We start from the raw sequence: 21,855 nt of genomic DNA, 5'->3' as shown, positions 1-21,855 counted from the left end.
TCAGTAGTAGCCGTGGATCCGGGCTTTGATCTCCTCCAGGATCTCCCGGGTGCCGTCGGTGCCGTGCAGTTCGTTGGCGCGCTCCAGGTGGACCAGGGCCGTGTGGTTGTGGCCCATGTTCGCCTGCCTGACCCCCTCGTTGTGCAGCGCGAGCGCGAGCAGCCTGGTGTTGTCGGGCGTCAACGGCACCGCCTCCAGGGTCGCGATCGCGTCCTGATGGCGCTCCTCCCGCATGTACACGGCCACCAGGGCGTCCCGGATCCGCGGCTCCTCGAAGGTGTGAAGTCCGGCCTTGAGCACCTCGATCGCGTCGTACGGGCGGCCCTTGGCGAGCAGGTCGTAACCCCAGTCGACGACCACCACGACCCACGCGTCGCGCACCGAGTCGATCTCCAGGTCGCTGGTGATCTCGTGCCGCAGCAGCTCCTCGGCGAGCTGGTAGTGCTGCGCGTAGTAGTGGTTGAACGCGAGCGCGCGGCGCGTGGGCGGGTCGTCGCCGTAGTACCGGGCCTCCTCGAGCAGCGTGATCGCGCGGGCGAAGTCCTTCTCCCGCTCGCCCTTCAGCGCCGCGTCCACCAGGAGCGCGGCCACCCGCCGGCGGGCCTCCGCCGACGCCGAGGCGCTCTCCCACGCGGGCTCGTCGACGAGTTCGAGCGCCTCGCGCATCGCCGCGATCGCCTGCTCGCGCGCACCACCGCGCAACGCGAGCCGTTCCGCGCTCAGGAACAGCGCGTTGGTGAGCCCGATCCGGCTGGTCTCGCCGGGATCGAGCGCGAACGCCTCGCGCATCGCGGTGACCGCCTCCTCGACGGCGGTGTCGGTGTTCTCGGCGAGCAGGGTCATCACCAGACCGCGCAGCGCGGCGGCGGCCGGAGCGCGGACCGCCGGGTCGTCGGGGGTCAGGTCCAGGGCCTTGCGGATCAGCGCGATCGCCTCGCGGTGCCGCTTGCGGTCGTTCGCCTCGCGGGACAGCTCCGTGTACGACGCGGCCAGGTGCTCGCGCAGGCCGGGGCCGTCCGGGACCAGCGCCCACGTGCGCTCCAGGAGCCGAGCCGCCGCCGCGTGCCCGGTGCCCTCGGCGGCCGGCACGGCGCGGGCGGCCCGGATCCCGACGTCGGCCGCGAACTCGGTCGCCTCGGCCGGGATCGGGTCGGCCTGTTCCAGGCAGGCCAGCGCCTCGGCCCACGCCTCCCGGCCGGCCAGGTCCCGGGCCCGGGCGAGGTGGGCCCGCGTCAGCAGCGCCGCGACCCCCGGCGTCGCGGCCGGCCCGGCGAGGCCCGCGAGGCCGGTCAGGCCCGTGATCGCCTCGTCGAACCTGCCCGTACCGATCAGGTGGTGGTACACCCCCAGCGGCCCCAGCAGGTCGCGCGTGTGCTGATCGGCGGCCGCGTGCACCGCGTTCGCGAGGTCGCGGCCCGCCGCCGAGCCGCTCTCGGGGTCGGCGATCCGGTCGAGCAGCACCGGCCCGCAGGCGATCCCGGCCAGGGCCGGATCCAGCCGCGCCACCCGTGCGGTCACGTCCACCTCGAGGGCCCACAACTGGGCCAGCTCGCGGTACAGCGCGGCCACGGCGCCCTCGCTGTGCTCGGCGCGCTCGTGCAACTCGCGGTGGATCCGCTCGATCTGCTCGGTGCGCGCGGCCTCGATCCGGTCCGGCGCGACCTCGCGCCCGGTCCGCAGTTCGAGGTCGGCCCAAAAACGCGGGCTGTACAGCACCGCGGCCCACGTCCCGCACGCGAGCCGCCACATCGTGGTGGTCCGGCCCGCGTCGTCGGCGAGTCCCGCGCGCAGCGCGGACAGCGCCATGCACTGGAGGTTGCGCACGTCGCTCGGCTCGGCCCGCTCCAGGTCGAGCCGGATCGCCAGCGCGGCCTCGTGCCGGTCGGCCCGGGCGTGCGCGAGGGCCTGCCACGCGCGCAGCAGCGGCCGGGCCCGGCGGACCGCGGGCAGATCCGGCACCAGGTGCGCGGCGCGTTCCACGTCCGACGCGGCGGCCATCAGGTCGGTGCTGTTCGCGGCGGCCCGGCGCACGTACACGCGGGCCGCGATCAGCCGTCCGGCGTCGCTCGCGGCGGGCCCGGCCAGGACCACTTCCAGGCCCGCGAGCGCGGCGTCGTGATCGCCGCGCTGGGCGCGCAGGAGGGCCAGCAGGTGGTGGGCGGCGGTGCGTCCGCTGCCACTCGCCCAGCGGGTCAGCTCGTCCTCCGCCTCGTCGCCCGCGCCGGCCTGACGCGCACACGAGGTCAGCGCGGTCAGCATCGCGTCCACACACGTCCCGCAGCGCACCGGCAGTTCGCCCGCCCCGCCGCCGAGCACGCCGTGGTCGGCGCAGAACGCCCGCCCGCACTGCCCACACGCGGCCCGCGCCGACGCCACGCACTCCGACGCCTCGCACACCGCCGCGAGCGGTTCCGCCTCGACCGGACCCGGGACCACCAGCGCGCGCCGATACGCGTGCGCCGCGTCGGCCCACCGGCGAGCCCGCGCCGCCTGCATGCCGCGCACCGCCCACGCGGCCGGCTCGGCCTCGGCCAGCGCGCCCAGCGGGACGGTGCCCGCGCCCAGCGCGAGCCGGGCCAACGGCGCGAGGTGGCCCACCCGCGGATCGGCCACCGGATCGAGCGCGGCCGAGAGCCGGACCGCCACCGCCGGTTCGCCCGCGTACAGCGCCGCGATCGCCAGGTGCACCCGGACCCGCCGATCGCCCGGCACCAGCGCCACCGCCGCGCCCAACCGATCCCGCGCGGCCATCAGCGGCGCGCCGCGTTCGCGCCCGAACCGCAGCAGCTCGGCGCCCTCGCGAAACAGCGTCTCGGCGAGCGCGACCCGATACCCCTCGTGGTCGGGGAACGCGTTCCGGCAGGCCTGCCAGTGCTCGCGCGCCACCGCGTGCTCCCCGGCGGTCAGCGCGGCCCGCGCGAGCAGGTCGCGCGCGGTCGCCACGTTGTGCTCGCGGATCGCGTCGTTGACCCCGTCCGGCGCGGCCCACAACTCGTCCGCGCGGTCCACGTGCCCCAACCGCGCGTACCCGAGCCCGAGATGGAAGCGCGCCGAACCGGTCGGCTCGGACCGGACCCGGCCGAGCACCTCGATCCCGTCCGCGATCCGGCCGGTCGCGATCCGGGCCGCGCCGAGCCGGACGACGGCCGGCGTCCAGTCCGGGCGGGTCGCGAGTCCGATCTCGTACGCCTCGACGGCCCCCGCGAGATCGCCGGTGTGCTCACGGACCAGGCCGAGCCCGAACCGGGCCGGCGCGTAGTCCGGGTCGACCCGGGTCGCGATCGCGAACTCGCGCTGCGCCAGCTGCCATTCGTCCTCCAGCACGGCCACGCACCCGCGCGCGTAGTGCGCCCGCGGATCGCCCGGCAGCGCGGACACCGCGGCCTCGGCGTCGGCCCGCGCGGCGCCGAGGTCGCCTTCCTCGCGATAGGCGATGCCGCGGAAGAGCAATGCCTCCGCGGCCAGCGGCGCGTCGTCCTCCACCCGGTCCAACACCCGCCAGAACGACGAGATCGCCTCGGGTCGCCGGCCGAGCCGCAGCCGCACACAAGCCTGCCGGTGATGCGCGATCGCGCTGTCGTCGCCGGCCTCTATCGCCGCCGCGAACGCCGCCTCGGCCGACGCGAGTTCGCCGGCCGCGCTGTAGGCGCGCGCGAGCAGGTGGTGCTGCGCCGCGTCGCGCCCGCGGACCGCGGCCAGGTGAACTGCGGCACGCTCGGCGTCGCCCTGCTCGAACAGGGCCCGGCCGAGCCCGAAACGGGCCCGTGCGTGCTCGGGATCGACCGCGACGACCCGCTCGAAACACGGCGCCGCCGCCGCGAAGTCGCCGTCCTCGTCGTGCAGCGTGCCCAGAGTCAGGTTGGCCGTGACGTGGCGCGGGTCGGCCGCCAGCGCCCGTCGCAACACCGGGAAGGCGGCGGCCCGTTCGCCCCGGGCCAGGGTGAGCGTGACGAACTCCAACTGCACGTCGGGGTTCTCGGGCAGCAGCTCGGACGCCCGGGCGAGCGGGGCGAGCGCGTCCGCGTCCCGGCCCAGCGCGTGTTGCGCGCGGCCCAGGCCGAGCCACGCCTGCGCGTGGGTGGGGGCGAGCGCGCAGGTGCGGGTGAGCAGCTCGATGGCGGCTTCCAGCGCCGCGACGCGCGAGGTCCGGTCGGCGGGCTTGCGGCGCAGGTGGGTCAGCGCCATCGCGTACAGCACCTCGGGCCGGTCGGGCTCGAGCGTGAGCGAGCGCTCGAAGGCCGCGAGCGCGTCGTCGGGGCGACCGGCGTCGCGGTACAGCCGGCCCAGCTCGTACCCGGTGGCCGCCCGCGGCACGAGCCGGTCGGCGCGTTCGAACGCGGCCGTCGCCTCGGCGGCCCGGCCCAGGTCGCGCAGCGCGCACGCGCGGCTGTAGACCGCCCACTCGGTGCGCGGCGAGCCCGCCTCGATCCGGGCCGCGAGCCGTTCGACGGCCGTCAGCTCGGCTTCGGGCAGACCGGGGGTGACCGCGCAGCGGGCCTCCAGGAAGTCGTGCGCGACGTGGTCGGGATCGGTGTCCCCGCGAGTGACCAGGTCGACGCAGATCGCGATGTCCAGCGGGCCGGGGTCGCCCCGCCGGGTCGCCTCGGCGGCGGTCAGCTCCAGCGGACCGACCGGCAGGACGGTGAGCGCGAAGGCGTCTCGGAAGGCGGCGATCGCGTCCGCCGAGCGGCCCTGCCGACCCGCCACCTCGCCGAGCCCGACCAGGGCCCGGCCGCGTGTGTCGGCGAGCGCGTCGGGGGTGCCGGGCTTGTCGAGCGCGTCCGCGACCCGACGGTAGCCCCGCTCGGCCGCACCGAGCCGGCCCGCCCGGTGCGCGGCCTCGGCCCGGGCCAACAGCGCGTCACCGCGGGCGGCGATGGCCGCGGGTCCGCGGCGGAGACGGAACCACATCAGGGTTGCCACCAAGGCGACGAGGGCCGCGACGGCGGCGAGGAGCGGCACCGTCATCGCGCGGCCCGCAGGGTATGCCGAACTTCGTCGATCAACGGGTCCCCCGACCGTTCATCCCAGGAACGAGCGCTCATGCTAGAACACCGATCATCCGACTTTCAGGCGCTTGGCAGCCCCGGCTTGGGCAAAATCGCGCCACGAGCAGACAAGGAGACATCGGGGCGCGGATCGGTGCCGACTACGCTCGGTGGCCATGAGCACCACACCGTCTCCCGACCGACCGACCGTATCGGACATGCGCGACCTGCTGGCACGGACGGGCGCCGAGATCGCCCCCGGTCTGGCCGAGGACGAATTCGAGACGGTCGAAGCGGGCTACGGGTTCCGGTTCGCGGCCGATCATCGGCTTTTCCTGTCGGTCGGCCTGCCGCTCGGCGACAAGTGGCCGAATTGGCGCGACGGCAACGCCCGCAACCTGCGGACCCGGCTCGCGTGGCCGGCCGAGGGCGTCCTGTTCGACGTCGAGCACAACGCGTTCTGGCCGGCGGCGTGGGGGCCTCGCCCGGCGCAGCTCAAGCACGCGCTCAAGTCGGCGCGATACCACCTCGCGCGGGTCCCGCGGATGGTGCCGGTGTACGCCCATCGCTACCTGCCGGGCATCGCCGGCCAGTGGGGGCATCCCGTGTTGTCGATGATGCAGACCGACATCGTCGTGTACGGCGCGAACCTGGCGAACTACATCGCCGCCGAGTTCGCGGGCGGCTCGATCGAGCACGCGCCGGCCACGGTCCCCTTCTGGGGTGACCTGGTCTCCTGACCGCACTACGCCCGGCCCGTGAGTCGCGCGTGGTCCGTGTCCGGGAGCCAGTCGCGCGCCGGGTCGTGGTCGAGCCAGCGGTCGCCGGCGCCGATCCGGCCGAACTCGCGGAGCAGCGGTTCCAGGTGCGGATGGGCCCGGTCGGCGCTCCAGAGCAGCGACCACGCGTACAGCGGGGTCGGCGCGACGAGCGGGATCGAGCGCACGGCCGAACCGTCCGGGAGCGGGCTGTCGGCGGGCAGCAGCGAGAAGCTCGCGGGGTCGGTGCGCAGGTGGTCGACGAAGTGCTCCAGGCCCAGGTTGGGACCCGCGGCCCACGCGGCGACGCCGAACGCGTCCGCGAACCGCTTGAGGAAGTCGAGCCGGCCCACCGTCGCGGGGCACCACAGCACGCTGTCGCGCAGGTCGCCGGGGCGCAGCTCGGCGGCGTCGGCGAGCGGATGGTCGGGCCCGACGACGGCGTCGACCGGTTCGAGCCGGACCAGGCGGTGGGTCAGCCCGGCGAGCTCGCGGCCGGGCAGCGGATGCACCCGGCCGAAGCCCGCGTCCACGTCGCCGCGCAGGACGGCCGCGGCCACCGACGGCAGGTCGCGGCCGGCACCCGGTTCGAGGTCGAGGGTCGGCGCGCCGGCGATGACCCGCGCGACCGTGCGCATGGGCGCGTACAGGTGGCCCCACACGTCGATCCGCAGGGCGGGCCGGGCACCGCGGATCGACGCGGCCGCGAGGTCGCCGGCGGCAAGCGCCTTGCGGGCCGGCTCCAGGAAGCGGGTGCCGGCCTCGGTGAGGGTGACGCCGGGGGCGCCCTTCCCGCCCCGATCCACGAGCGCGGCGCCGAGTTCGGCTTCGAGCCGGGCGAGCCGCTTGGAGAGCGCCTGCTGAGTGATGGTCAGCTGCTCGGCGGCGCGGCCGAAGTGCCGGAGTTCGGCCACCGCGACGAAGGCGCGGACCCGCGCGAGGTCTAGGTCCATGCCGCTCACCATAGGCGACAACCGATGGTTGTCGGGTCGACGGTCGGTTGTTGGACCCGTTCGGCCGGGCGATGTTTCCTTGGACCGGCGACGTCCGGTCCGACGGCGTCCGGTCCGGCGACTTCCGACCGGCGACGTCCGGTTCGACGGCGTCCGGTCCGGCGACTCCTGATCGGGGGCTTCGCCCGGTAGCGACCGTCTCCTGACCCGACCCCTTCACCCCATACGTTCGCGGGAGCAGACGATGACCACCACTGCAAGCGCCGCCGCCGCTTCGGCCGGCACATTCCTAGAACTCCCGGGCGTGCTCCCGCAGTTCATCGACGGAAACCGCTCGCGGTCGATCGTCTGCGGCCTCGACCCCCACGAGTACGACCGGGTGACCGCCGGCCTGGGTTCGCTGCACGAGTGGTTGCCGGCGTTCCGTGCGGCGGGGGAGCGGCATCTGCGCGCGGCCGAGGGGTTCGCCGCGGACGGGCGCGCGGTGTCGGCGGGTGAGGCGTTCCGGACGGCTGCGCGCTGGTTCCACTGCGCGACGTTCCTGCCGCTCGCCGACCACGCGCGCACGGTCGCGACGGCGCGGGAGGCCGACGAGGCGATGCGGCGGGCGTTCGGGTACCTGGACCCGGGCGCGGTCCGGATCGAAGGGGAGGGCTTCGCCGGCTGGTTGCGCCGACCGGTCGACAGCCCGGCCCGGCCGCGGGTCGTGGTCGTGGTGCCCGGACTCAACTCCGGCAAGGAGGAGTTCCACGCCGTCGACGAGGCGCTGCTCCGGCGCGGCGTCGCGACCTTCTCGTTCGACGGCCCGGGTCAGGGCGCCCTGGTCGGGACCGCGCCGGAGGCCGGGTATCACCGCGTGGTCGCCCGGGTGATCGACGCGCTCGCGTCGCGGCCGGACCTCGACACGGCCCCCGGCGTCGGCCTGATCGGCCTGAGCCTCGGCGGCTTCCACGCGATCCGGACCGCCGCCCACGACCCCCGCGTCCTGGCCACCGCCGCGATCAGTGGGCCCTACCGCCTCGACTGGGCCGAACTCCCGTTGTTCGTCAAGGAGACCCTGACCGTGCGGAGCAAAAGCCCTGCCGCGGCACGGGAGTTCGTCGACCGGATCGACCTGACCGGGTCGGTCGCGCGCGTCGCCGGCCCGCTGCGCGTCGTCGAGGGCGGCCAGGACGTCACCCCGGGCGTCGTCCCCGCCGAGCGGGCGGCCCGCGAGGCGCCCCACGGCGACCTGCTCCTGATCCCGCACGGCGACCACCTGCTCTGCAACGCCCAGGCCGACTGGCTGCCGAGCACGGCCGACTGGCTGGCGGGGCACCTCGGGTAGGCCGCTTTCGGGGACCGCGCATCCACCGGTCTTGTCGGTGCGCCGGCGGCGGCGACGCACGGCGCCGACACCCCGTCCACGCGGCCTACCTTGCGTCGATGAAGGCGTGATCGCATCGGATCTGCGAGGTATATGGCCAAGCAGTCCTCGCATCTGCAAGGATGCTCCTCCGCAGGTGGCGGCTTTTGCCGTGGCCTGCGGGAGTCGACTTCACTCTGTTCGGAGGCGCGCGCGTGACTAGGATCCCGGCCGTGAACATGTTCGGGATCGGTGACGCGGCGGCTCTGCTCGGTGTGAGCGCGGACACGGTGCGGCGGTGGGTGGACTCCGGTCGGCTCGACGCGCGGCGGGACGAGAACGGTCGGCGGGTGGTGGACGGTACGGCACTCGCCGCGTTCGCCCGCTCGGCCGCGATCGGGGACGCCCGCGCGGAGAGTGATCGGCTCGGCTGGTCGTCGGCGCGCAACCGCTTTCGCGGGATCGTCACCGACGTCCGCAAGGACACCGTGATGGCCCAGGTCGAGATCCAGGCCGGGCCGTATCGGGTGGTCTCGCTGATGAGCGCCGAGGCCGCGGACGAACTCGGGCTGCGGGTCGGTGTGCTCGCCACCGCGGTGGTGAAGTCGACGAATGTCATGGTCGAGCGGACCGAGGGCGCGCGCGAGCACTCCCTCGAATAAGGGGAGTGGCGCGTGGGCGCAACGGGCACGGTGCGGGCGAGATACGCGGTCTCGGCCGCGATGCTGACGATGGCGATGCTCGCGCTCGCCGGCTGTGGCGACGACGACAAGTCGGACGGCAAGAAGGACGACAAGAAGGTCGAAGCGGGCGCACCCGGAGCCGCGTCGAACGCGCCCGCCGCCGCGCAGCTCAAGGGCACCCTGAACGTGTTCGCCGCGGCGTCGCTGACCGAGTCGTTCACCGCGCTGGGCAAGCAGTTCGAGGCGGCCCACCCCGGCGTGACGGTCAAGTTCAACTACGCGGGCAGCTCGGCGCTGGCCGGCAGCATCAACCAGGGCGCCCCCGCCGACGTGTTCGCGTCCGCCGACGAGAAGAACATGAAGCTCGTCGTGGACGCCAAGAACGCCGACGGCACACCCACGGCATTCGCCAAGAACACCCTCCGGATCGCCGTTGCGCCCGGCAACCCCAAGAACGTCAAGTCGCTCGCCGACCTGAAGCAGGGCGGCCTCAAGGTCGCCCTCTGCGCCCCGCAGGTGCCATGCGGCGCCGCCGCCAAGACCGCGATCGACGCGGCCGGCGTCAAGATCACCCCGGCCACCCTCGAACAGGACGTCAAGGCCGCGATGACCAAGCTGACCCTCGGCGAGGTCGACGCCGCGCTCGTGTACCGCACGGACGTCAAGGCGGCCGGCGCCAAGGTGGTCGGCGTGGACTTCCCCGAATCCGCGCAGGCGGTCAACACGTACCCCATCGTCCCGCTCGCGAAGGCACCCAACGAGGACGCGGCCAAGGCGTTCGTCGCCTTCGTCCTCGCCGAGCCCGGCCGGACGGCCCTGACGACGGCGGGCTTCCAGGCACCGTGATCGGCTCCCCCCGGGTTCGCCGCGCGCGGACCGATCGCCCCCGGCGCGGCGGCGCACCACTGGCCCTGCTCGTACCCGGCCTGATCGGCCTGGTGTTCCTGGTGCTGCCGCTGGTCGGGCTGTTGATCCGGGCGCCGTGGAGCGATCTGGGGGATCAGCTCGGCAGTACCGAGGTCCGCGAGGCACTCAAGCTCTCGCTGTTCACCGCGACGATCGCGACCGGCATCGTGCTGGTCCTGGGCGTCCCGCTCGCCTGGCTGCTGGCCCGGACCGACTTCCCGGGCCGGCGGCTGGTGCGCGCGCTGGTGACCCTGCCGCTGGTGCTGCCGCCCGTGGTCGGCGGCGTCGCGCTGCTGCTCGTCCTCGGCCGGAACGGGGTCGTCGGCCGATGGCTGGACGACACCTTCGGGTACACGCTGCCGTTCACCACCACCGGGGTGATCGTGGCCGAGGCGTTCGTGGCGATGCCGTTCCTGGTGATCAGCGTCGAGGGCGCGCTGCGCGCGGCGGACCCCCGGTACGAGGAGGCCGCCGCCACCCTCGGCGCGTCCCGCTGGACCGCGTTCCGGCGGGTCACGCTGCCGCTGATCGCGCCGGGGGTCGCGGCCGGCGCGGTGCTCGCGTGGGCCCGCGCGCTCGGCGAGTTCGGCGCGACGATCACCTTCGCGGGCAACTTCCCGGGCAAGACCCAGACCATGCCGCTCGCGGTCTACCTCGCGCTCGAAACCGACCCGGAGGCCGCGATCGTGCTCTCCCTCGTGCTGTTGGCGGTGTCCGTGCTGATCCTCGCCGGCCTGCGCGAGCGTTGGATGACCACCTCGTGACCGGCCTCGACGCGCACCTCGTGGTCGAGCGCGACGCGTTCCGCCTCGACGTCCACCTCACCGCCGCGCCCGGCGAGGTGATCGCCCTGCTCGGGCCCAACGGCGCCGGAAAGAGCACCGCGCTGCGGGCGCTGGCCGGGCTCACCCCGCTGAGCGGCGGGCACACCCGCCTGGCCGGGGCCGACCTGGAGGACCCGGACCGGCGCCTGTACACACCGCCCGAGCGGCGTCCCGTGGGCGTGGTCTTCCAGGACTACCTGCTCTTCCCGCACCTGTCCGCCCGGGACAACGTGGCCTTCGGGCCGCGCTGTCAGGGCATCGGCCGGCGCGAGGCCCGCGACCTCGCGACCGAATGGCTGGACCGGGTCGGCCTGGCCGAGCACGCGGGCGTCAAACCGGGCCGGCTCTCCGGCGGCCAGGCCCAGCGGGTCGCCCTCGCCCGGGCGCTGGCCACCCACCCGAGGCTGCTGCTGCTCGACGAGCCGCTGGCCGCGCTGGACGCGCGCACCCGGGTGGAGGTGCGCGCGACGCTGCGCCGGCACCTGGCCGACTTCGACGGCGTCGCGGTCGTGATCACGCACGACCCACTCGACGCGATGGTGCTGGCCGACCGGCTCACGGTGATCGAGGCGGGCCGCGCGGTCCAGGACGGCACGCCCGCGGCGGTGGCCCGGCACCCGCGCACCGACTACGTCGCGCGCCTGGTGGGGCTCAACCTGTACCGGGGCACGAGCGCGGACGGCGGCGTCGACCTGGCCGGCGGGCAGCGCCTGGTGGTGGCCGAACTGCCGGACTCCGCGGAGGTGTTCGTGGCCTTCCCGCCGGCCGCGGTAACGCTGTACCGGACCCGTCCCGACGGCAGCCCGCGCAACCTGTGGCAGGTCGAGGTGGACGGCATGGAGCTGCACGGCGACACCGTCCGGGTCGAGCTGACCGGCCCGGTACCGCTGCTGGCGGACGTCACGCCGCTCGCGGTGGCCGAGCTGGAGCTCGCGCCGGGCAAGCCGGTGTGGGCGGCGGTGAAGGCGACCGAGGCCCGTGCGTACCCGGCGTGAGCCCCGGTGATCGTCCGCGGCCGGCCGCGCTCTCCGGTGGTTCTTGCGCGATTCCCCGTCGGTGACAGTGCGACCGGGCACCATGGGTGTGTGACGAGCATGATCACCACTGACGCGACCCGCGCCCGGATGAGTCGCCAACGCAGCAAGGACACCGGCGTCGAGGTCGCCCTGCGGCGCGCGCTGCACGGCATGGGCCTGCGGTACCGGGTGCACCGCCGACCGCTCAAGGGCATCCGCCGCGAGGCCGACGTCGTGTTCGGCCCGACCAGGGTCGCCGTCTACGTCGACGGCTGCTTCTGGCACGGCTGCCCCACACACGCGACCTGGCCCAAGCGCAACGCCGAGTTCTGGCGGAACAAGATCGAGGGAAACCGCACCCGCGACGCCGACACCGACCGCCGGATGGCCGAGGCGGGATGGCTGGTGGTGCGGATCTGGGAGCACGAGGACGCGCTGTCCGCGGCCGCCCGGGTCCGGGACGCGGTCATGGCCCGCCGCGCGGCCGGCTAACCTGTCCGCATGGCACGACCCATCACCATGATCGACCTGTTCGCGGGCTGCGGCGGAATGACGTCCGGGTTCGCCGCCGCGAAGGGCTATCGGCCGGTCATGGCGGTCGAGTGGAACCTGCACGCGGCCGCGACGTACGCCGCCAACTTCGGCGAGGCGCACATGCGCTGGGGCGACATCGCCGCGATCGCGGACAAGGACATCCCGCGCGCAGACCTGATCATCGGCGGACCGCCCTGCCAGGGCTTCTCCAACCTCGGCAGCCGCAACGTCGAGGACCCGCGCAACAAGCTCTGGAAGGAATACCTGCGGTTCGTGCGCCGCGCGAAGCCCAAGGTGTTCGTGATCGAGAACGTGGACCGCTTCCAGAAGTCCGCCGAGTTCGCGCTGCTGCTCGCCGAGGCGCAGCCGGGCGGCCTCCTGGAGGGGTACACGCTGACCGACGCGCTGCTCCCGGCGGTGGACTACGGCGTCCCGCAGCGCCGCAAGCGGGCGATCGTGATCGGCTCCCGGGTCGGCGAGATCGCCGTGCCGCCGGCCACCCACGGCCCCACCGGCACCCGTCGGTGGCGGACCGTCCGGGACGCGATCGAGGGCCTGCCGCGCGTGCCGGGGACCACGAGCCTGCCCGTATCGAGGACCGAGTTCTTCGGCCGCGCCGTGCCCGGCGTCTTCAAGGAGGCGGACCTGCACCTGGCCCGCACCCCGATCGAGCGCTCGTTGCTGCGCTACGACTGCGTCCCCCCGGGCGGCGGCCGGTTCGATCTCCCCGACCACCTGCTCCCGGACTGCTGGCGCAACAAGAAGACCGGCACCACCGACGTGATGGGCCGGATGCGCTGGGACCACCCGTCCCTGACCATCCGCACCGAGTTCTACAAGCCCGAGAAGGGCCAATACCTGCACCCGCAGTGGAACCCGGACGACCCGACCGACCGGGTCAACCGCCCGATCACCCACCGCGAGGCGGCCCGGCTCCAGTCCTTCCCGGAGACCTATCTCTGGTGCGGCTCCAAGACCGAGATCGCCCGCCAGATCGGCAACGCGGTCCCGCCGACCCTGGCCGAGGCCATCGCCCGCCACCTGAAGCCGCACCTGCGCGCGGCGCAGTAGGACGCGGGGCCGCCGGGCTACGGCGTGTTCGCGTCGTCGTCCGGGGCGGCGGTCTCTTCGTCCATGCCGTACATCCGGCTCGGGAGTTGCTGCTCGGCCCAGTCGAGGTCGGCGTCGAGGTCGAGCCAGACCCGGTCGTGCCGGTCGGCCGGGGTGTCGAGGTTGATCGCCGCCCAGGTGAAGACGCCGCATACGGTCACGCGCTCCCGCTCGGGGGCGGTGATCTGGGCGGCGAACGGGACGGCCAAGGCACCGCGGGTCGCGATGAGGAATTGGGCGTCGGCGGGGTCGGGGCGGCCCGCGGTCGCGCTGCGCGGGGGGTCGAGGACCTTCATCCACGTCAGGGTGGCGCCGGGGGCCTGGCCGTCGAAGCACTCCGTGACCGATTCGCGGATCGCGCCGACCGGGTCGTCGCCGAGCCAGCCGTACCAGGCGTCCAGATCGACCAGCTTGGCGAAGTCGTCCTTCGGCGGGCCGTGGCGCGGGTTCTCGCGGTACTCGCCGGTCAGCTCGCCGGCGGGGCCGACCACCCAGGCGCCGCGGATGGCCTCGCCCGGGATGTAGCCGTTCGGGTCGTCGGCGTAGGTCGGATCGATCTCGGCGACCGATCCGCCCGGATTCGCGGCGGCGGCGGCGATCAGATCCGGATCGTTCGGCAGCTCGCGCCGCGCTCCGGAACCGTTCGACCCGGTCTCACCCATGCGTGCCACTCTCCCGTGTCTCCCGCGTTCTCGACCCATGACAGGTTCGCAATTCTCGCGTACCGCTCGTGCGCGGACCCACAGGGGAGGGGCGGCGGGTGGCAAGGCGGTGTCGGAGATCGCGCACGTGGGCGACGGGTGGGCTTGAGCGGCCGATCCGCGAACCCCGTGCGGCCCGAAGGTGTCCTCAAACCCCGGAGGGACTGAGGCCGGCCCGCTCGGTGTGCGTAGGCGCCGGCAGCTCGCCCACCGAGCGCACGAGATCGGTCAGGCTCGCGTGCGCGGCGCCGTCCGGCAGGCCGGCCAACTCGGTCAGCGCGCTCTCGATCCAACGGTGCATCAAGGCCGTGGCGGCGGCCAGGGCGCCGGTCCGGTCGAGGACTTCGCGCAGGCGATCGAAGCGGTCCGCGACGTCCTCGTCGTTGGCTGCCGGATCGGGGTCGGTGACGCCGTGCACCAGACACCGCAGGAGCCGGCGGTCCTCGGCGGAACCGGCCTGCCGGGCAAGCAGCAGCGGCAGCGTCGGGTGCCGGTTCGCCAGGCCGCTCGGCGCCGGTACGCCCGGCTCGCAAGGGTGCGCGACGAAGGGCAGCAGGTCCTCGCGAATCCGGCGGGCGGCGCCGAGCGCCGAGCCGAAGCGGCCCAGGCGGTCGGTCTGTTCGCGATTCCCGCCACCGATGATCGCGCCGACCCGGCAGGCCGCGCGGAGCAGCACCGCCGGCTTGAGCCGGGCCGTGTCCGGATACTCGGGCCCGTCCATCGTGGGCCCGTGCGCACCGCCGTCCAGCTCGCGGACCACCCCACGGCACAGATCGGTGCCGGCCCGGGACAGTTCGGCCGCCGCCTCGACCACGCGCGCGGCGTCGGCACCGCGCTCGCGGCACGCGGACAGCGCGGTGAACACCCTGAAGATCAACGCGTCCCCGAGCAGGACGGCCCGGTCGCGGCCGTAGCGCCGATGCGCGGACGGCCGGCCGCGGCGCGGGTCGTCCTGATCGATGATGTCGTCGTGCACCAGGCTCGCCGCGTGCACCATCTCGACCGCCGCGGCCGCCGGCAGCGCGTGCTCGATCGGGCCGCCCACGACCGCCGCCGAGCGCAGCACCAGGAGTGGACGCAGCAGCCGGCCGGGCGGGAGCAGCGCGGTGCGCACCATGGCATCCAGCGGATCCGCGGCCGGCTCCACCCACGACTCCAACTCGGCGAGCAGGGCCGGGAGCGGGTCGGGCTCGCCCGGTGCCGAACCCGGTGCGGTCCCGGGACGTGGTGCGCCGACGATCATCGAACTCCCTGCGACGTGGGACGCGAACGGATGATCGACAACGGAGCCCACCCGACCCCGACGAACACGATCAGTGACGCGATGCTACCCAGAAAAGCGCGACAAATCGGTGCGATCGGCCTCTCGACGGGGCGCCGCGTCAGCGGCCCCACGCGACGGTGATCGCGGCGGTGCAGGCGTCCGCGCGGTCTCGGGCGGTGGCGGCCGCGGCGGACCGGCCGAGCGCGTCGGCGAGTTGGGACTGCTTGAGCCAGTTGTACGGACTGGACGGGCGCAGGTTGACGCGCTCGCTCAGCAGCGTGCGGGCCAGGTCGTGGCGCTCGGCCCGCAGGGCCGCCTCGACCAGCGTCTGCTGGATCGCGTCGCGTTGCGCGTGGCTGCCGCCGTACGTGTTGAGGCGGTGCCGGATCGGGGTCAGGATGTCGACGGTCTCGGCGTACCGGCCCTGCCCGAACGCGACGAGCGCGCGGCACACCGGCAGCCCGACCTCGGCGGTCATCGCGTGGTTGCCCACCCCCGGGTGCGGCTCGGCGAGCCACGCCTCGCGGTCGCGGATCACCGCCTCGGCCTCGGCGATCCGACCGGCGCCGATGTACGCCATCACCGCGTGCGTGTCGTTGAACGCGTAGTAGGGGCCGTCCGCGCGGGCCGCCCACGCGTCGGCGAGCTTGCCCCAGCGCTCGGGCTGCGCGCCGCCGGCGAGGTGGATCCGCCACAACAGCGCGGAGGCGTCCAGGAGTTCCATCGCGGCGCCGACCGACCTGTCGTTGTGCAGGACGGCGTCGTGGATGGCGAGCGCGCGATCGATCGCGCCGGCCTCGATCGCGTACAGGCCGTAGTGCCACCAGTTGTGCACGTTCAGGTAGTTGCCGCTCGACCAGTCGCCGGTGCGCGCGTCGAGGTAGCGGATCCCGTCCGCGAAGCGGCCCTGCATCTCGTACGTGTGCACCACGGCGTGGATCGCCCACACGTCACGCGGGTTCGCCGCGACGGCGGCCAGGCCGACCTGCTCGGAGCGGTCGTAGTGGCCGGCCTCCTCCAGACCGAACGCGTACATCCCCAAAACCGGCCCGTAGTGCGGATCGTCCGTGTCCCACGCGCTCAGCGCGCCGCCGACCCGGTCGCGCAGCCGGACGGCGTCGCCGGTGAAGAAGTCGATTTGATGGCCGGCCATCAACGCGAGCGCGTCGTTGGGATGGGCCGTCACGAGCTCGTGCAGGATGGCACCGGCCCGGTGGATGTCGCCGGCCGCCCACGCGTTTGCGGCGGCCAGATGGGCGAGTTCGCGTCCGCCGATCCGGGTCGGGGTCGGCACGAACGCGGTGAGCCGCTCGCGGGCCGCCGCGGCGTCGGCCGGCTCGGTGCCGAGCAGGCCGAGGTAGGCCACGAGGGCGTTCGCCATCGGCGCCCCGGGCTCGGCGGCGAGCGCCGCCTCGGCCTCGGCCGCGACCTCCGGCCGGAAGAAGAGCAACGCGTCGAGCGCGCGTTCGTAGTGCCGAGTCGCCTCCGAGCCCATGCCCGACATGTCGAGGCCGTGTCGATCCTTGCTCACCGCGGGTCCTTCCGTCGTGCCACCGCCACCGATTAAACACGTCGACCCGCGGCGGGCGAGTGTTCGAAGGCACGCCCCCGGTCACGGCAGTGGTCTCCGGGCGTGGCTAGGGCGTAGCCCGTCCGCTCGTTCGGCCGGGCGTCCCGGAGCGAGGTCATGGTTCCTCGGACCCGTCACCGGGACGCCGCGCCGGGTGCTCGGCGTGGTCAGGTCGAACGGGTGTGCGCCGCCGTCATTTCCAGCAGGGCCGTCGACACGGGGGTGGGCGTCAGGTCGAACGTCTTCATGGTCCGTTCGGCGCTCAGGGGGCCGGAGTCCATCAGGTACAGCATCTCCTCGACCTCGGCCAGGATCGGGTTCTCCCGCCCGAGCGCGTGCAGTTCCGCGGCGGACATGCGGGTCAGCTTCGGCGCCGGCGACCCGGTCAGCTCGGCGAGGAGTTCGGCCAGCGCCCGCGGGGACAGCGTCGACGTCGACGGGACGTGCCAGGCCCGGCCCCACGACTCGGCCGAGCGCGCGGCCGCGACCAGCGTGCGGGCCACGTCGCCGGTGTACGACCAACCGCGCGGGGCCGAGAGGTCGCCGAGGTACACCGCCGGCTCTCCGGCCAGGACCTGCGGCACGACCATGAAGTTGAACAGCGAGCCCGCGCCGGGGCCCAGGAAGTCGGCCGCGCGCACCTCCGTCACCAGCGCTCGCCCCGCGTCGTGCGCGGCCAACGCGTCGGTCCACATCCGGGCGCGGACGCGGCCCTTCACGGTGCTCGGCGCCATCGGCAGGTCCTCGGTCATCGGCCCGTCCACCGGACCGTAGCCATACAGGTTGCCCAACATCACGTAGCGCGCCCCGGTTCGCTCGGCCGTTCCCAGCAACGCGGCGGCCAGCGGCGGCCAGTCGGTGGGCCAGCGGTCGTACGCCGGCATCGCGCAGTTGAACAACGTGGCGGCGCCCTGGGTGAGTTCGACCAGGCGAGAAACGTCGGTCGCGTCGGCGGCGATCCGCTCGATCAGCGGATGCTCCGGTCCGCGGCCGCTTCGGCTCAGCACGCGGACCCGCTCGCCCGACGCGGCCAGGAGCAGTGCGGTGGCCGAACCGGTCGGGCCGGCGCCGACGACGACGTGGAAGACAGTGGAGGCGGACATGATGAACTCCCGAATCGATCGTGGGTGTGCGGTGGGTGTGTGAGTACTCTGCCGCCGGTGTTCGGCGTACGGTAGTGGCCGGAATGCCAAACATCCGGAGGATCGAGCCATGCATCGGATAGCCGTGGTGGCCGTGCCACCGGTCACCACGTTCGACCTGTCCATCCCGGAACTCGTGCTCGGCGCGGTCGAGTTGGACGACGGGGCCGGCTACGAGGTCCGGGTGTGTACGGCCGAGCCCGGCCCGGTGGTCGGCAGCGGCGGCCTGGGCCTCGTGGTCCGGCACGGCCTCGACGCGATCGATGCGGCCGACACCGTCATCGTGACCGGGACCGGCGCCCGGGTCTCGGCCGACCCGCGGATCCTGGCCCGGCTGCGCGAGGCCGCGGCCGCCGGCAAGCGCGTCGCGTCCATCTGCACCGGCGCGTTCGTGCTGGCGCAGGCCGGCCTGCTCGACGGACGCACGGCCACCACCTACTGGCTGATGACCGACGAGTTCCGCCGCGCCTTCCCCGCGGTCGACCTGCGCCCGGGGGTCCTGTACGTCGAGGACGGCCCGATCCTGACCTCGGCCGGTCTGTCCGCCGGCATCGATCTGTGCCTGCATCTGATCCGCACCGACTACGGCGCGGCCGTCGCCAACACGGTCGCCCGCCTGGTGGTCGCGGCACCCGTACGGCCGGGCGGCCAGGCCCAGTTCATCGAATCGCCGCTGCCGCCGGAGAGCGGGACGGCCCTGGCCGGCACACGCGCGTGGGCCCTGGAGCACCTCGACCGGCCGCTCACCCTCGGCGACCTGGCCGCACACGCCAACTCCAGCGTCCGCACCCTCACCCGCCGCTTCCACGCCGAGACCGGCCTCAGCCCGCTGCAATGGTTGCTGCATCAACGCGTGGACCGGGCCCGGGAGTTGCTGGAGACCACCGACCTGACGATGGAGCTGGTCGCGCACGCCAGCGGGATCGGCACCACCGACTCCCTCCGCAAGCACGTGCAACGCCGCACCGGCCTGACCCCCAGCACCTATCGCGCGACCTTCAGCCGACTCGGGCGCGGCGCCCCCGACTCGGGCGCGTCGGCGGCTCCGGAGGGAGATCCGGCTTACGCGGCCGGGCTCGTGCGTGGCACGGTCCGACGATGACTGAGATCGCTCGTCGGGAGGCCGGTGGGCTTCGGGCCGCCGAGCACGGGGACGACGACACCCCGTTCACCTACCGGGGCCGCGGGGACGCGGACGTCGGGCTGGAGTTCCCGGTGCCCGGTGAACCCGCGCTGTTGCAGATCGGCGGCGCGCCCGGGGAGCGGTTGCTGCTGTGGCGGATCGACGGACCGGGGGAGCCGGCCGGCCGATGCCTCTTCGCGGGTTCCGCGGAAGGCGGCGACGCGAGCATTGGGTTCGTGCGAGCCGGTGGGAGAGCCGGCGACGCGGTCGGTAGGCCCGGACCACCCCGGCCTCGGACCCGCCTCGATCGCCCGGGCCGAGGCCCACCGCCCGGGCGGCGGCGTCACACCAGCTCGAACTGCTCCGCGCCGATTCCCAGCGTCCGTTCGAACTCCGCGCGGCCCAAGGCCGTCGTCCGCACCGCCCGGCCGCTGCCGATCCGCTCCGCCCAGCCCATGGTCAATACCAGTCGGCACAGCTCCGCGCCGGCGGTGCCCGCGAGGTGGGGCCGACGTTCGGTCCAGTCCAGGCACGGGCGGACCAGGGGGCGTTTGCCGGTCGTGGTGAGGTCGGCGCCCAGGTCGGTGAGCCAGGCGACGCCGCCGTCGGTGAGCGCGAAGCCCGCGTCCTGGCGGAGCAGACCACGGGTGGTCAGCGCGTCGGTGATCGCGACGCCGAGTCGGCCCGCCAGGTGGTCGTAGCAGGTGCGCCCCTTCGCCATCGCCTCACCCGCCGAGTGCGCGCGCAGGGAGGTCGCCGGCGTTCCGGGCACGGGCGTCGCGTACGCGGCCAGGTCCTCGACCATCCGGGCCACGCCCGGGTCGGCCAGACGGACGTACCGGTGCCGCCCCTGGCGTTCCTGCACCAGCAGCCCCCCGTCGACCAGCCGGGTCAGGTGCTCGCTGATCGTGGACGGCGCGACGCCGCAGTGCCGGGCCAGCTCGCCGCCGGTCCACGCGCGCCGATCCAGCAGGGCCAGGCACACCGCGGCGCGGGTCTCGTCCGCGAGGAGGGCGGCCAGGGCCGCGAGGCGGGGCACCGATGCCGTGTCGACGGCGCGTGCGATCGAATCCATGCCGCCATCATCGACCCGGGACGTTTCGGTGCACACCGAAGGGTCCATCTCCTGACGCTCTGTCAGTATGGAGTCGTGCTGCTTCCTCTCGCCGGCGTCACCGTCGTCTCCCTCGAACAGGCCATCGCCGCGCCCTACGCGACCCGGCAACTGGCCGACCTCGGCGCGCGGGTGATCAAGATCGAACGGCCGGGCGCGGGTGATTTCGCGCGCGCGTACGACGAGACCGTCGAGGGAATGTCGAGCCATTTCGTCTGGGTCAACCGCGGCAAGGAAAGCCTCGCGCTCGACCTCAAGGACGCCGGCACGGCGGAAATCCTGGACCGTCTGCTCGCCCGCGCCGACGTCTTCGTACAGAATCTGGCGCCCGGGGCGGCCGACCGATTGGGCCTGGCCGCGGCGGATCTGCGGGCGCGATATCCGCGACTGATCGTCTGTGGAATATCCGGTTATGGGACTACCGGCCCCTACCGCGACAAGAAGGCGTACGACCTGCTCGTCCAGTGCGAGGCGGGCCTGCTCTCGGTCACCGGCACCCCGGAGGCCCCGGCGAAGGCCGGCATCCCGATCGCCGACATCGCGGCCGCGATGTACGCCTTCACCGGGATCCTCACCGCGCTGTACGAACGCCAACTCACGGGCGAGGGCAGCGACTTCGAGGTCTCGATGCTGGACGCGCTCGGCGAGTGGATGGGCTACCCGTACTACTTCGCCGGCTACGGCGGCACGCCCCCGCCGCGCACCGGGGCCCGGCACGCGGCGATCGCGCCGTACGGCCCGTACCGGGTCGGGGACGGTGCCCAGGTGTTCGTGGGCGTGCAGAACGACCGCGAGTGGGTCGCGCTGTGCGAGCGCGTGCTGGGTCGGCCCGACCTCGTCGACGACGCCCGGTTCCGAACCAACCCGCTGCGGGTCGCCGGCAACGAGCGGCTCACCGAACTGATCGAGGCGGCCTTCGCGGACCGCACCGCCGACGAGATCGTCGCGAGCCTGGACGCCGTGGGCATCGCCAACGCGCGCATGCGCACCGTCGCCGAGTTCGCCGACCACCCCCAACACGCCGCCCGCGACCGACTGCGTACCGTCGATTCCCCGGTCGGCCCGCTGCGCGCGCTGCTGCCCCCGGTCACGGTGACCGGCCGTGAGGCCGCGATGGGTCCGATCCCGGCGGTCGGCGAGCACACGGCGGCGATCCTGGCGGAACTGGGGATCGAGAAGCGGGACTGAGCCGCACCGACCGGCGCCGAGCCGCACCGGGCCGCGCCGACCGGCGCCGAGCCGTACCGAAGCGGGCACCCGGCCCGGTCCCGGCCCTGTCGGCTCATCGGATCGAGCGGGATTCGGGTCCATGGGAGGAATTTCGCGCGCCGTTTTCGAGGTCGGGCGATTTTCCGTGCTAGCCTCGGCGTAGTTGCAGTAGTGGTTCCCATGAATTTCGTGAGCGCCTTACGGTCGTGACCGTCGGGCGCTTTTTGTTTATGTCGAACCGGATTCATGTGAAAAATGGATTGCTGTTGCGACTTGGACTTACGCAAGTGCGTACGTCCATTTGGCACCACGAAGGAGATTTGTATGGCTACTGGAACCGTGAAGTGGTTCAACGCGGAAAAGGGCTTCGGCTTCATCCAGGCGGACGACGGCGGCCCGGATGTTTTCGCGCACTACTCGGCGATCCAGTCGCAGGGCTACCGTGAGCTTGTCGAGGGCCAGAAGGTCTCCTACGACGCTGTTCAGGGCCAGAAGGGCCCGCAGGCGGAGAACATCACCGTCTGACGGCACACATCACTCACAGGCGGGGCCCGCACCGATCTCGGTGCGGGCCCCGCCTGCGTTCCCCGTGGCCTCCGGCCGGAAAACGGCCGC

At 73.8% G+C, this 21,855-nt stretch carries 18 protein-coding genes; 11 read left to right on the top strand and 7 right to left on the bottom strand.

Translation table 11 applies throughout. The features are described from left to right. Nucleotides 1-4,968, bottom strand: coding sequence for a tetratricopeptide repeat protein (locus tag OG928_RS06990; protein ID WP_406280629.1), 4,968 nt, complete (start codon nucleotides 4,966-4,968; stop codon nucleotides 1-3). 196 nt (nucleotides 4,969-5,164) lie between these two features. Here OG928_RS06990 and OG928_RS06985 point away from each other — a divergent pair, with 196 nt between their 5' ends. Beyond that, the gene (locus OG928_RS06985) at nucleotides 5,165-5,728 is read left to right on the top strand and encodes a hypothetical protein (RefSeq protein ID WP_406280628.1); all 564 of its coding nucleotides are present in this window, start codon (nucleotides 5,165-5,167) and stop codon (nucleotides 5,726-5,728) included. A 5-nt stretch (nucleotides 5,729-5,733) separates the two neighbouring features. Here the strand turns inward: OG928_RS06985 and OG928_RS06980 are convergent, their stop codons facing one another. Continuing rightward, on the bottom strand, nucleotides 5,734-6,699 hold the full coding sequence (locus tag OG928_RS06980; protein WP_406280626.1) for a LysR family transcriptional regulator: 966 nt from the start codon (nucleotides 6,697-6,699) through the stop codon (nucleotides 5,734-5,736). A gap of 244 nt (nucleotides 6,700-6,943) precedes the next feature. Between OG928_RS06980 and OG928_RS06975 the strand changes: the two genes are divergently transcribed. From OG928_RS06975 to OG928_RS06945, 7 genes are all read left to right on the top strand, one after another. Further along, complete coding sequence (locus OG928_RS06975) at nucleotides 6,944-8,026, top strand: alpha/beta hydrolase family protein (protein WP_406280624.1); 1,083 nt, start codon at nucleotides 6,944-6,946, stop codon at nucleotides 8,024-8,026. Nucleotides 8,027-8,277: 251 nt separating this feature from the next. Continuing rightward, a complete protein-coding gene (locus OG928_RS06970; RefSeq protein ID WP_406280622.1) occupies nucleotides 8,278-8,706 on the top strand; it encodes a molybdopterin-binding protein in 429 nt (142 codons plus the stop codon). Nucleotides 8,707-8,766: 60 nt separating this feature from the next. Beyond that, nucleotides 8,767-9,573, top strand: a complete 807-nt coding sequence (gene modA, locus OG928_RS06965; protein WP_406290820.1) for a molybdate ABC transporter substrate-binding protein — start codon at nucleotides 8,767-8,769, stop codon at nucleotides 9,571-9,573. Further along, nucleotides 9,573-10,397, top strand: coding sequence for an ABC transporter permease (locus tag OG928_RS06960; RefSeq protein ID WP_406290817.1), 825 nt, complete (start codon nucleotides 9,573-9,575; stop codon nucleotides 10,395-10,397). Before modA ends, OG928_RS06960 begins: the two co-directional genes overlap by 1 nt. Beyond that, a complete protein-coding gene (locus OG928_RS06955) occupies nucleotides 10,394-11,452 on the top strand; it encodes an ABC transporter ATP-binding protein (RefSeq protein ID WP_406280620.1) in 1,059 nt (352 codons plus the stop codon). The genes OG928_RS06960 and OG928_RS06955 overlap by 4 nt, the downstream gene beginning before the upstream one ends. A 99-nt stretch (nucleotides 11,453-11,551) precedes the next feature. Then, nucleotides 11,552-11,965, top strand: coding sequence for a very short patch repair endonuclease (locus OG928_RS06950; RefSeq protein WP_406290814.1), 414 nt, complete (start codon nucleotides 11,552-11,554; stop codon nucleotides 11,963-11,965). A gap of 9 nt (nucleotides 11,966-11,974) precedes the next feature. Then, a complete protein-coding gene (locus OG928_RS06945; RefSeq protein ID WP_406280618.1) occupies nucleotides 11,975-13,078 on the top strand; it encodes a DNA cytosine methyltransferase in 1,104 nt (367 codons plus the stop codon). A gap of 17 nt (nucleotides 13,079-13,095) precedes the next feature. Here OG928_RS06945 and OG928_RS06940 read toward each other — a convergent pair whose 3' ends face one another. The 4 genes from OG928_RS06940 to OG928_RS06925 form a co-directional block, all read right to left on the bottom strand. Beyond that, nucleotides 13,096-13,779, bottom strand: a complete 684-nt coding sequence (locus OG928_RS06940; protein WP_406280616.1) for a hypothetical protein — start codon at nucleotides 13,777-13,779, stop codon at nucleotides 13,096-13,098. A gap of 187 nt (nucleotides 13,780-13,966) precedes the next feature. Then, nucleotides 13,967-15,061 (bottom strand): polyprenyl synthetase family protein, encoded by a 1,095-nt coding sequence (locus OG928_RS06935; RefSeq protein ID WP_406280614.1) that lies wholly within the window; start codon nucleotides 15,059-15,061, stop codon nucleotides 13,967-13,969. 139 nt (nucleotides 15,062-15,200) lie between these two features. Next, complete coding sequence (locus OG928_RS06930; protein ID WP_406280612.1) at nucleotides 15,201-16,613, bottom strand: tetratricopeptide repeat protein; 1,413 nt, start codon at nucleotides 16,611-16,613, stop codon at nucleotides 15,201-15,203. A 206-nt stretch (nucleotides 16,614-16,819) separates the two neighbouring features. Next, on the bottom strand, nucleotides 16,820-17,755 hold the full coding sequence (locus OG928_RS06925; RefSeq protein ID WP_406280610.1) for an NAD-dependent epimerase/dehydratase family protein: 936 nt from the start codon (nucleotides 17,753-17,755) through the stop codon (nucleotides 16,820-16,822). Between the two features lie 109 nt (nucleotides 17,756-17,864). On the opposite strand from OG928_RS06925, the gene OG928_RS06920 reads away from it, so the two are divergent. Then, nucleotides 17,865-18,896 carry a GlxA family transcriptional regulator gene (locus OG928_RS06920; protein ID WP_406280608.1) on the top strand — a complete coding sequence of 344 codons (1,032 nt, stop codon included), beginning with the start codon at nucleotides 17,865-17,867 and terminating at the stop codon, nucleotides 18,894-18,896. Between the two features lie 364 nt (nucleotides 18,897-19,260). On the opposite strand, the gene OG928_RS06915 is transcribed toward OG928_RS06920, so the two are convergent. After that, the gene (locus OG928_RS06915) at nucleotides 19,261-19,992 is read right to left on the bottom strand and encodes an ArsR/SmtB family transcription factor (protein ID WP_406280606.1); all 732 of its coding nucleotides are present in this window, start codon (nucleotides 19,990-19,992) and stop codon (nucleotides 19,261-19,263) included. A 75-nt stretch (nucleotides 19,993-20,067) separates the two neighbouring features. Between OG928_RS06915 and OG928_RS06910 the strand changes: the two genes are divergently transcribed. Next, the gene (locus OG928_RS06910) at nucleotides 20,068-21,219 is read left to right on the top strand and encodes a CaiB/BaiF CoA transferase family protein (protein WP_406280604.1); all 1,152 of its coding nucleotides are present in this window, start codon (nucleotides 20,068-20,070) and stop codon (nucleotides 21,217-21,219) included. Between the two features lie 345 nt (nucleotides 21,220-21,564). Further along, a complete protein-coding gene (locus OG928_RS06905; protein WP_026218153.1) occupies nucleotides 21,565-21,765 on the top strand; it encodes a cold-shock protein in 201 nt (66 codons plus the stop codon). Nucleotides 21,766-21,855 lie beyond the last annotated feature (90 nt).

Source organism: Embleya sp. NBC_00896, from assembly GCF_045207785.1.
Taxonomy (GTDB): Bacteria; Actinomycetota; Actinomycetes; order Streptomycetales; family Streptomycetaceae; genus Embleya.
Note: the sequence above shows the minus strand (reverse complement) of the source record. Positions and strands in the feature narration are given on the sequence as shown.